This window comes from Klebsiella michiganensis, from assembly GCF_002925905.1.
Taxonomy (GTDB): Bacteria; Pseudomonadota; Gammaproteobacteria; order Enterobacterales; family Enterobacteriaceae; genus Klebsiella; species Klebsiella michiganensis.
On record NZ_PRDB01000006.1, the window covers coordinates 129,948 to 141,669 of the forward strand.

At 57.3% G+C, this 11,722-nt stretch carries 8 protein-coding genes; 5 read left to right on the forward strand and 3 right to left on the reverse strand.

The features are described from left to right. Window positions 1-532 precede the first annotated feature (532 nt). The gene (locus tag CDA56_RS14850; RefSeq protein ID WP_103814311.1) at window positions 533-3,310 is read left to right on the forward strand and encodes a flavocytochrome c; all 2,778 of its coding nucleotides are present in this window, start codon (window positions 533-535) and stop codon (window positions 3,308-3,310) included. A 66-nt stretch (window positions 3,311-3,376) separates the two neighbouring features. Further along, window positions 3,377-4,327, forward strand: a complete 951-nt coding sequence (locus CDA56_RS14855; protein ID WP_103814309.1) for an FAD:protein FMN transferase — start codon at window positions 3,377-3,379, stop codon at window positions 4,325-4,327. On the opposite strand, the gene dcuR is transcribed toward CDA56_RS14855, so the two are convergent. The 3 genes from dcuR to CDA56_RS14870 form a co-directional block, all read right to left on the reverse strand. Then, window positions 4,308-5,027: a two-component system response regulator DcuR gene (gene dcuR / locus CDA56_RS14860; protein WP_004851320.1), complete on the reverse strand. Its 720-nt coding sequence runs from the start codon at window positions 5,025-5,027 to the stop codon at window positions 4,308-4,310. The two genes, CDA56_RS14855 and dcuR, sit on opposite strands and share 20 nt — an antisense overlap. After that, window positions 5,024-6,637, reverse strand: coding sequence for a sensor histidine kinase (locus CDA56_RS14865; protein ID WP_004851318.1), 1,614 nt, complete (start codon window positions 6,635-6,637; stop codon window positions 5,024-5,026). Before CDA56_RS14865 ends, dcuR begins: the two co-directional genes overlap by 4 nt. 80 nt (window positions 6,638-6,717) lie before the next feature. Beyond that, a complete protein-coding gene (locus CDA56_RS14870) occupies window positions 6,718-7,641 on the reverse strand; it encodes a LysR family transcriptional regulator (protein ID WP_049071515.1) in 924 nt (307 codons plus the stop codon). 107 nt (window positions 7,642-7,748) lie between these two features. On the opposite strand from CDA56_RS14870, the gene CDA56_RS14875 reads away from it, so the two are divergent. The 3 genes from CDA56_RS14875 (at window position 7,749) to mqo (ending at window position 11,581) form a co-directional block, all read left to right on the forward strand. Beyond that, window positions 7,749-8,489 (forward strand): SDR family oxidoreductase, encoded by a 741-nt coding sequence (locus CDA56_RS14875; protein WP_103814307.1) that lies wholly within the window; start codon window positions 7,749-7,751, stop codon window positions 8,487-8,489. A gap of 231 nt (window positions 8,490-8,720) precedes the next feature. Continuing rightward, window positions 8,721-9,626: an N-acetylmuramic acid 6-phosphate etherase gene (locus CDA56_RS14880; RefSeq protein WP_014838636.1), complete on the forward strand. Its 906-nt coding sequence runs from the start codon at window positions 8,721-8,723 to the stop codon at window positions 9,624-9,626. A 299-nt stretch (window positions 9,627-9,925) separates the two neighbouring features. Then, window positions 9,926-11,581 (forward strand): malate dehydrogenase (quinone), encoded by a 1,656-nt coding sequence (gene mqo, locus CDA56_RS14885; RefSeq protein WP_103814304.1) that lies wholly within the window; start codon window positions 9,926-9,928, stop codon window positions 11,579-11,581. The last annotated feature ends 141 nt before the right edge of the window (window positions 11,582-11,722 follow it).

Consider the following 11,722-nt stretch of genomic DNA (forward strand, 5'->3'; position numbering starts at 1 on the left):
GTTTTGGTTATTGCGCTGAACGTTATTTAACGCGCTTCGTTGGGCGTTAAATTAAAATATTGGGTTATTTATATATTGCGCTTTCATGCGCCGTTGCAATTGATTTAGATCAAAAAAAGCGGGTTGTTAGCCACTTTTTTATTATTGCGGATAACCCTGTTTAGTGAGGTGTTTATTTGTCTGAAATTTGGCTTAATGTTAAATCACGAATGATTCCATGAACTGATCGTTTCTTTATGTTATTGAATTTTATCATTTTATCTTGATGTGTTCCTGGCAATACATGTTAAAAATGGTTTCAGATTTGTTATTGGTTATATCCACTATGTGAACGAATTATATTTAATTAATAATACAAAGGAGGTATCGATGTTATTGTTGGTATTAAATAGTTTTTTAACTAACGTAATTATTTTGGTAACTAAAAAAAGCGCTATATTATTGGCATGACTTAAGGGATTACCAAATACAAACAAAAACAATTCCGTCACCCAATTCTCAATTTTCAATATTTAAAATCTGGAGCGTCATTATGACCAGTCATCCACGAATTTTGCGTCCTTTTACTTTACCGAACGGTACTGAGCTTAAAAATCGCCTGTTAATGGCGCCGATGACCACCTGCACCGGTTATTTTGACGGTACCGTGACCAGCGAACTGGTTGAGTACTACCGCGCTCGCGCAGGCAGTATCGGCACCATTATCGTTGAATGCTGCTTTATTGATGACTACGGTCTGGCGTTCCCCGGCGCCATCGGTATCGATAATGATGAAAAAGTGGCTGGCCTGGCGAAAATTGCCGCCGCCATCAAGGCGGAAGGGTCAAAAGCGATTCTGCAGATCTACCACGGCGGCCGGATGGTCGACCCGCAGCTTATCGGCGGACGCCAGCCGGTTGCCCCGAGCGCGATTGCCGCGCCGCGCGATGGCGCAGCAACCCCGCGCGCGCTGAGCGGCGCTGAAGTCGAGGGCATGATCGCGAAGTTTGGCGAAGGCGTACGCCGCGCCATTCAGGCCGGTTTCGACGGCGTCGAGATTCACGGCGCGAACACCTATCTGATCCAGCAGTTTTATTCGCCAAACTCTAACCAGCGCGACGATGAATGGGGCGGCAGCCGCGATAATCGCGCGAAATTCCCGCTGGCGGTACTGGACATCACCCACAAAATGGCCCGCCAGTACGCCGACGATGCCTTTATTATCGGCTACCGGTTCTCCCCGGAAGAGATGGAAGTCCCCGGTATCCGTTTTGCTGACACCATGTATCTGCTGGAAAAGCTGGCCGCCCGCGGCGTCGACTATCTCCACTTCTCGGTTGGCGCCACGCTGCGACCGTCGATTGTCGATACCAGCGATCCCACGCCGCTGATTGAAAAATATTGCGCCATGCGCTCTGAAACCCTGGCTCAGGTGCCGGTGATGGGCGTGGGCGGGGTAGTGAACGCGGCCGATGCCGAGCAGGGCCTGGATCACGGCTACGACCTGATGGCGGTGGGCCGCGCCTGTATCGCGTATCCTGACTGGACGGCGCGCATTGCCGCCGGCGAAGAGCTGGAACTGTTTATTGACAGCACCCAGCGCGAAGCGCTGAACATCCCGGAACCGCTGTGGCGCTTCTCGCTGGTGGAGGCGATGATCCGCGATATGAGCATGGGCGACGCCAAATTCAAACCGGGGATGTTCGTCGAAACCGTTCAGGACGACGCTAACGAGCTGGTGATCAACGTCAGCCTGGAAAACGACCGCATTGCCGATATCGCACTGGCGGCAAGCCCGGTACAGACCGTCGAGTTCACCACCAGCTTTGAAGAGATCCGCGAGCGGATCCTCAGCGCCAACACCCCGCACGTGGATGCGATTTCCGGCGCAACCAGCCAGAGCGAAGCGGTGAAAAAGGCAGTTTCCAAAGCGATGCTGAAGTCCAGTAAAGCGCTGGCCGCCGAAGAGGGCGCGGGCGATGCGGCGCCGAAAAGCTACGATGTGGTGGTGGTCGGCAGCGGCGGAGCCGGTCTGGCGGCCGCAATTCAGGCGCACGATGAAGGCGCGAGCGTTCTGATCGTTGAAAAAATGCCGACCATCGGCGGTAACACCATTAAAGCTTCTGCCGGGATGAACGCCGCAGAGACCCGCTTCCAGCGCGTGAAAGGTATTGAAGACAGCAAAGAGCTGTTTTACCAGGAAACGCTGAAAGGCGGTAAGAACAAAAACGATCCGCAGCTGCTGCGCCGCTTCGTGGAGAATGCGCCGGAAGCCATTGAGTGGCTGGCGCGTCGCGGCATTATGCTTAACGATATCACCACTACCGGCGGGATGAGCATCGACCGCACCCACCGTCCGCGCGACGGGTCGGCGGTCGGCGGCTACCTGATCAGCGGCCTGGTGCGTAACATCACCAAACGCGGTATCGATGTCCTGCTGGATACGTCGGTGGAAGAGATCCTGATGACCGACGATGAGGTGAGCGGCGTGCGCCTGCTCACCGATGAAAACGAATCCGTTGTGGTACAGACGAAGAGCATCGTGGTGGCGACCGGCGGCTTCAGCGCCAACAGCGCGATGGTGGTGAAATACCGCCCGGATCTGGCGGGCTTTGTGACTACCAACCATAAAGGGGCGACCGGCGGCGGTATCGCGCTGCTTGAACGCATCGGCACGGGCACCGTGGATATGGGTGAAATTCAGATTCACCCGACCGTCGAGCAGCAAACCTCGTACCTGATTTCCGAGTCGATTCGCGGCGGCGGGGCGATACTGGTGAACCCGCAGGGCAACCGCTTCTTCAACGAAATGGAGACCCGCGATAAGGTTTCCGCCGCGATTATCGCGCTGCCTGAGCACTTCGCCTATATCGTCTTTGACGAGCACGTCCGGGCAAAAAACAAAGCCGCCGATGAGTACATCGCTAAAGGTTTCGTCACCAGCGCCAGCTCGCCGCGTCAGCTGGCGGAGAAACTGGGGATGGATTACCATGCTTTTCTCAATACGCTGGAACGCTACAACGGCTTTGTTGACAAACAGCATGACGATGACTTTGGCCGTACCACCGCGCTGCGTGCGCCGATCAATGAAGGCCCTTACCATGCGATTCGTATCGCTCCGGGGGTTCACCACACGATGGGCGGCGTGACCATTAACACCGATACCGCGGTGCTGAATGCCGGTCATCAGGTGATTGCGGGCGCTTTTGCCGCGGGCGAAGTGGTGGGCGGCATTCACGGCGGTAACCGCATCGGCGGTAACGCGGTGGCCGATATCATTATCTTCGGGACCCTCGCGGGCCATCAGGCGGCGAAACGCGCCAGAGGTTAAGCGTCAGCGACACCCGCCGGGCTGGCAAATAGACGGCCCGGCTTCTTATCTCTCTAGGAGTGCGATATGTCCGACAACCGCGTCTACAGCTACTCCGCCGTACTGATGGGTTCGCCCATTCTCCTCAAGCTCTACGTTCACGATGAACCGCTTGCCTCCCGCGTCTTTCAGCTGATTAAAGGCTATGAAGATCTTTTCACCGTTAACCGCGTGCACTCCCAGGTGATGGATATCAACCATGCCGCCGGGCGGCATCCGGTGACGGTGAGCCGCCCGGTGTATGCGCTGATTAAATGCGCCAAAGCCGCCAGCATGGTGCGGGACAGCGCGTTTAACCTGGCGATCGGCCCGCTGGTGAAGCTGTGGCGCGTTGGTTTTCAGGGCCAGAGCGTGCCCGCCCCGCAGGATATTGCCGCTCGCCTGACGTTAACGCGTGCACAGGATGTGATCCTCGATGACGCCGCCAGCAGCGTCTACCTTGCGCGGACGGGAATGGAGATCGATCTTGGGGCCATCGCGAAAGGCTATATCGCCGACCGGGTGCGCGACTATTTGCGGCAGCAGGGCGTGAACGCCGCGCTGATTAATCTCGGCGGCAATGTCCATACCCTGGGCGAGTGGTCAATCGGGCTGAAAAAACCGTACTCAGCGGCGGATGCGCTGATTGGCAGCATTGCGGTGGCGGGGCAATCGGTGGTGACCTCGGGCATTTACGAACGCTACTTCGAGCAGGACGGCAAACGCTGGCACCATATTCTCGACCCGCGCAGCGGCTACCCGCTGGATAACGAGCTGGAGAGCGTAACGATTATTTCCGCCGACTCGCTGGACGGTGATATCTGGACCACCCTGATCTACGGTCTTGGCGTAGAGAAAGGCTGCGCGGCGCTGCGCCAGCGCGAGGATATCGAAGCGATTTTCGTCACTAAAAATCGCGACGTTATCCTCTCTTCACAGCGTCGTTTCCGCTTTCAGCTGCTGGATGACGGCTACCGGCTTACTGACTGTACTGCTTAAGCAGGCCGTACTGCTCCGCTATCAGGTGGTAGCGGTACACCGGACGTCCCGTGGCGCCGTAGTGGATACTGGTGTACAAAATATTAATTTGCGCCAGCCAAATCAGGTATTTGCGGCACGAAACCCGGGATATATTTACCGCTGCCGCCAGCTCGTCGGTGGAGAACTCCACGTCCGGATGGGCATCGATCCACTGACAGAGGGTGCGCAGCGTCTGGGGCGTCAGGCCTTTTGGCAACTTGCGGGCGTCAGCGGCTTCCGGTACGCCGCCGTGCAGCAGCCGGTCGACATCCGCTTGTTCATAATAGGGTTGACCGGTCATCAGCTTACGCTTTTCGCGCCAGGCGGTGAGCGCCTCTTCAAACCGTGGAAACTGGAAGGGTTTGATCAGATAGTCCACCACACCGTAGCGCATCGAGGCCTGAACCGTCGCGGCATCCGCGGCGGAAGTAATCATAATCACGTCGATGGCCCGTCCGGACGCGCGAATGGCGGGCAGCAGATCCAGACCGCTATCCTGCTGCATATAGACATCCAGCAGCACCAGGTCTATCTCCAGATCCTTGTCGTTAATCATCTCCCTGGCTTTACTCAACGTAGACGCCGTGCCGCTGCAGCGGAAGCCGCTGACCCGTCCTACATACAGGCGGTTCAGTTCGGCAACCATGGCATCATCGTCAACAATTAATACATTTATCACGCACTTTTCCTTTTACTGTCCCACGGGAGATGAACAAAAAATTGAGTAAATACGCCGGGTTCGGATTCCACGGCCAGCGATCCGCCCAGTTCGCGAAGCTGCTGGCTGGCGAGAAACAGCCCGACGCCGCGGTTTTCGCCTTTGGTGGAGAAGCCTTTATTAAAAATATCATCGATAAACGCTTCCGGGATACCGGGACCATCATCGCTGACTTCGCCGCTTAACCAGCCGTTCTGGTAATGCAGCAGCAGGCCGACTTCGCCTTCGGCCTGGCCGCTCATGGCATCCAGCGCGTTCTCGATTAAATTACCCAGCACCGTAACCAGTACGGTGACCTGTTTTTCATTCGGGCAGTCCGGCACCAGGCTCTCTTCGGCGAGAGTGAGGGTAAAACCCCGCTCCTTAGCGCGCTGAATTTTACCGATCAAAAAGCCTGCCACTACCGGTGATTTAATCCGGTGCTGGATTTCGCCGATATCCGCCTGATAGGTGTGGGCGGTCTGCAGCACGTACTCTTCCAGCTTATCGTAGCTTTTCATATTCAACAGGCCGAGGATCACGTGCAGCTTATTCATAAATTCATGGGATGTGGTACGCAGGGCGTCCACATAGTTCACCATCCCGTCAAGCCGCTGCAGCAGCTGGCTGACTTCGGTTTTGTCACGGAAGGTGCTGATGGCGCCGACCACGTCATCCTCGTCGCGGACGGGGACCGTGTTGCTGATCAGCAGCAGACCGTTACAGCCCAGCTCCCGATCGTAAATCGGCTCGCCGGTTTGCAGCACTTCCTGCAAATCCGCCAGCAGCGGCGTTTGCGCGATATCGTTCCCGGGGCCGTTAAACAGAATGTCGCGCGCGGCGGGGTTAATCAGCGTCACCTTGCCGTCTGTATCCACCGCCACGACGCCCTCTTTTAATGAGTGCAGCATCGCCTGGCGCTGCTGGAACTGCGTTGAGATCTCCTGCGGCTCAAGGCCCAGCAGGACGCGCTTCAGGCCGCGAACCAGGCTCCATGTACCGACGGCGCACACGAGCGCGCTGAACAGCACGGTCAGAATCACATCCCAGCGGCTGGCGGCGATCTGCGTATCGACTTTGCTCAGCGAAATGCCAATCGCCACCACGCCGATTTGCCGGCGGCTATCGTCAAACACCGGGGTGAAGACGCGCAGCGCCGGAGCCAGCACGCCGTGGTTGACGGCAACGTTCTCTTTGCCCGCCAGCGTGGGCCGGATGTCATCGCCGATAAAAGGTTTGCCGATAATCTGGCTATTGGGATGCGAGTAGCGAATGCCGTCCATATTGGTGACGACGGCAAACAGCAGGCCATTGCGCCGGGTGACGGCCAGCGCCAGCGGCTGAATAATGCCGCTGTCCGGCGGCAGCGTCAGGCCGCGCTTGACTTCCGGGGTGTCGGCCAGCGTCCGCGCCACCGCCAGCGCCGTATCTTTCACGCCGTCGCGGGTGGCGCCGCTAATCTGCATAAACCACAGGGCATAGACCAGAATCAGTACTGAACCGATGACGCTGCCGATCATTAAGGTCACAGCGGTGCTCAGCTTCATGCTCATTGCGCGTTTACGCGCGGGCTGCTGCGCGAATTCATTCATACCGACCCCGGGAGAAAACGGATAGAGGCGTATTATCGCTGAATGCGCGGTTTTCATAAAGCCGCGTAATAAAAGCAAAATCAGCCAGACGGCAATTCTGGCGGAGGCGATTTGCCGCCGACGACCAGCAGATAGTCAATAAACGCCCGCAGCGGCGATGCCATCTGCTTACGGCTGGGGTAGTAAACGTAAAACCCGGGAAAAGCCGGGGTCCACTCTTTCAATAGCTGGACTAGCTGGCCTGTCTCCAGCCAGGGATCGACCTGATGGGCAAACTGATAGGCAATACCGGTGCCCTTGAGGGCTAACGGCGTCAGCATGGCCGGCTCATCGACGACGATCGGCCCTTTGACCGCAATCTCGTAGCGTTCGCCGTCGCGCTGAAACTCCCAACGATAAACGCTGCCGTCGCTGGGCCTGCGATAAGTCAGACAGGGGTGCTGTAGCAAATCCTGCGGCTTTCGCGGCTGCGGCGCTTGCGCCAGATAGTGCGGAGAGGCGACGACTTTCATTTCAAGGTCGCCGCTCAGCCTGACGGCAACCATATCCTGATGGAGCTTTTCACCGAGACGAATTCCGGCGTCAAAACCGGAAGAAACGATATCGACTAAAGCATCGTCGGTAACAATATCCAGCTCAATGTTGGGATAGCGTTGCATAAATCCGCCCAGCAGCGGCGCCAGATAATGAATCGCGGCGATGCGCGACACATTGAGGCGCAGGCGGCCCGCGGGCGCGCTGGCCGTCCGGGCATCGGTAACCGCGTCTTCCAGCGCCGCCAACGCAGGAGCCAGCCGCTGCATCATGCGCTTGCCGGCCTCGCTCGGCGCGACGCTGCGCGTTGTCCGGTGTAATAAACGTACGCCGATGCGCTCCTCGAGACGACGGATGGTTGCGCTTAAGGTGGAGGTCGTGACGCCGAGATGCGCCGCCGCCCGGGTAAAACTGCCTTGCTCAACGACCATCGCGAAGGCTCTTAATTCCGCAAAATCACTTCCGCGCATTATGGCTATTATCCCAAACAGTCTTATTGATAATGCTGGTATTATCAAACAGTTCTTCGCTGGTTACCATCCTGATAAATGTGATTACGCAGAGAGGGGCAATGACCATGGCGAGATTTAGCGCAAAAAGAGTTCTTATCACCGGTGCGACAAGCGGAATCGGGCTTGCCGGGGCAAAGCGCATCGATAGCGAAGGCGGTTGGGTGATCGCCACCGGGCGCGATCCCAGACGGCTGGCGTCTCTTCGCCGGCAGCTCTCGGATCGGGCGCGGGTCATTGACAATGATGCCAGCGATCCGCTGACCGGCGCGGCGCTGGCCGAGGCGATCGATTCATCCGGCGGGCTTGATGGCCTCTGGCTCAACGCCGGATACGCAGCGGTTGGGGAGCTGTCGCAGGTGGATGCCGCGGCCTTTGATCGCATGATGGCGACCAACGTGCGCGGGCCGGTTCTCCAGATGGCGGCGCTCGCCGGAAAGCTTAATGCGGGAGCCTCGGTGGTGGTGACGGCGTCCACTTCCGCTTATGAAGGGGCCGCGGCGGCAAGCCTCTATTCGGCGACTAAAGGCGCGCTGATTTCGTTAACCCGCTGCTGGGCCGCGGCGTTAGGGGAACGAAATATCCGCGTTAACGCGCTGGTTCCCGGCCCGATTGACACCCCATTTCGCCATTTTATGCGCGACGAGGTGCGCCGCGAATTTGAAGCCTCGGTGGTGAGCCGCCTGGCGCTTCGCCGCCAGGGGACGGCGGCTGAAGCGGCTGATGTGGCGCTGTTTCTGCTTTCCGACGCGGCGTCCTTCGTGAGCGGTAGCCAGTATGTCGTGGATGGCGGCCTGACGTTGCGCTAATAGCGCATTGGCCTCGCCTCGCAACCTCGGCGCGCCGAACGCGCCGCTGGTTGGATAACGACCAATCGGCAGCTGAATGGCTTCAGGGGGATGAAAACTGTGACTCCGGTGGCGGTAAAGCGCGTCGCTTAAGCTTTACACTGCCATTAATAGCCATGGTCAATGAAAGGGTTTGCCTCAGGCCTGCGCTTTCGTCCCGGAAGGTTCTTTCGCGTTTAAATGGAGGTTTTTATGAGCAGTAAGCCAACCGCTTCAATGATGGAACGACGCCACCCTGAAACCACCCATATTGATAGTCTTGCCACCCTCGATATGCTGACGCTGCTGCATAAGGATGATAAGCGGATTGCCGATGCCGTTGAGGCCTGTTTGCCGGCGATCGCGCGCCTGATGGATAACGCGACGGCGACGCTCAGCCGGGGAGGGCGGCTGGTGATTGTGGGGGCCGGGGCATCGGGTCAAGCCGCCGCGCAGGCGGTGAATGAATTTACCCCGGAGGGAAAACATTCGCTGGTCGCCCTTATCGCCGGAGGAGCGACCGCCGCGCGGCAGGAGATGGAAACCGCCGCGAGTCATTACGATCTTGGAGCTTTCGAACTTGAGGCTTTGCGATTCAGCAACCAGGATATGCTGCTGGCGCTGACGGTTAGCGGCAAAACGCCGTGGGTCTGGGGCGCGATGCGCCACGCCTGGTCGCTGGGGGCGCCGATTGCGGTTGTGACGCAGCAGCCCGCCAGTGAAGCCGCGCAGCTGGCGGATATCATTATCGCCCCGCAAACCGGGCCGGAAGCGGTGGCGGGTTTCGGGAATCCGAAAGCGCGCATTGCGCAGCGGCAGATCCTGACGATGCTGACCACCGGGCTGGCGATTCGCGAAGGACGGGTCTATGAAAACCTGCGCGTCGATCTGCAGGCCAATACGCCGCACGAGGCCGAGCGGCAGATAGCGATCGTGATGGCGGCGACGGGGGGCTCGCGCAGCGAGGCCAAAGCCGCGCTGGCCAGCTGCAATCAGCACTGCCGGACGGCAATACTCATGCTCCTCAGCGGGCTGGATGCCTGGCAGGCGCGCGAGCTGCTGGCAGAGCATAACGATCATCTGCGGATTGCGCTACGCGCGGCGCAGACGGTTGCCTGAACTTAACCCGACGGCGCGTATTTCCACAATACGCGCCGGATAACGCAAAATAATCTGGTCATACACAGCATCGTTATTCCATACTCTTCATCCGCTTACCCGGTTTAATTCCCCTTTTGAAAATGGCGATCGCAAGACGTATTTATTGCTGCCAGCGAGGTATTTACTTTTTTAAGTTAAAAAACCAGGTTAACAATAATTAGCTATGTGTGCGGATGTGTAAATGATATTTTAAAATAAAGTAAAAGTGCGTTAATATGCACGCTCTTATTACACTTGTGCTATGTGATATTTCTATTATGCCTGCAATTAAAAATACGATTATATCTATGACCGCATTAGCGATGTTCGTCAGCTCGGCGACCTTCGCAAATGACGATACCTCGAAAAAAACCGATTTCCTGCTGATTGGCGGCGGTATTATGAGCGCGTCGCTGGGGACCTGGCTGCAGGAATTACAGCCGGACTGGAAACAGGTGATGGTTGAGAAGCTGGATGGCGTCGCGCTGGAGTCCTCTAACGGCTGGAACAACGCCGGTACCGGGCACTCCGCGAATATGGAGCTGAACTATACGCCGGAACGCCCGGACGGCACCATCGACGTCAGCAAAGCGCTGGATATTAACGAACAGTTTATGATCTCCCGCCAGTTCTGGACGGCGCAGGTCAAACGCGGCATTTTGCACGATCCGCACTCTTTTATTAACTCCACGCCGCACATGAGTTTCGTCTGGGGAGATAACGTTGATTATCTGCAAAAACGCTACGCCGCGCTGCAGCAAACGACCTTATTCCAGGGGATGAAATTCTCTACCGATCACGCGCAAATAAAACAGTGGGCGCCGCTGGTGATGGAAGGGCGCGATCCGCAGCAGCGCGTTGCGGCAACCTGGACTCCGGTGGGTACCGACGTTAACTATGGGGAAATAACCCGCCAGCTGATCGGTAGCCTGAAGAAAAATAATAACTTCACGCTGCAGACCTCTTCAGAAGTCACCGATTTTAAACGCAATGCCGATAATTCCTGGCACGTGACGATTAAAAACGTTAATAGCGGTGAAGAGCAGGCGATCGATGCGAAATACGTATTTATCGGCGCCGGCGGCGGCGCGCTGAAATTACTGCAAAAAACCGGTATTCCGGAAGCGGATAACTATGCGGGTTTCCCGGTAGGCGGCTCTTTCCTGATGACCGAAAACCCGGCGGTGACCAATGCGCACCAGCAAAAAGTTTACGGTCAGGCCTCTGTAGGCGCACCGCCGATGTCGGTCCCGCATCTTGATGCCCGTTTCCTCGACGGCAAGCGCGTGGTGCTGTTTGGGCCATTCGCCACCTTCTCGACGAAATTCCTGAAAAACGGTTCGTTCTTCGACCTGCTGAGCACCACCACCACCAATAACGTCCTGCCGATGACCCACGTGGGTCTGGACAACTTCGACCTGGTGAAATACCTCATCAGCCAGGTGATGCTGAGCGACGACGACCGTTTTGCGGCGCTGAAAGAGTATTACCCTGGCGCGCGTAAAGAGGACTGGAAGCTGATCCAGGCCGGTCAGCGCGTGCAGATCATCAAAAAAGATGCAGAGAAGGGCGGCATACTGAAGCTGGGTACCGAAGTGGTGGTCGATCAGCAGAAAACCCTCTCCGCGCTGCTGGGCGCTTCGCCGGGTGCTTCTACCGCCGCGCCGATTACCCTGAACGTTCTTAAGCAGATGTTCCCTGAGCAGTTCCATTCAGCGGAATGGCAGCGCCGTATTCACGATATCGTCCCGAGCTACGGCCAGAAGCTGAACGGCAACGTCGCGCTGACCCAGCAGGTTTGGGATGATACCGCGGCGGCGCTGCAGCTGACCAAACCGCCGGTGATTGAGATGAACGCCACCGCGCCGGTGATGACCGCCAAACCGGCAGAGCCGAAGGCGGAAACGTCGCCACAGCACGATATGGCGCTGTAAGCCCACGTCGTTTACATTGCCCGGTGGCGGCTGACGCCTCACCGGGCCTACTGGCCTCTCTTCGCTGCCCCGGCGAAAACGAGACATTACTTTAATCTCTCCCCCGAGCTGATATCCCCCTTCCGGCTAATCCTTCATTCG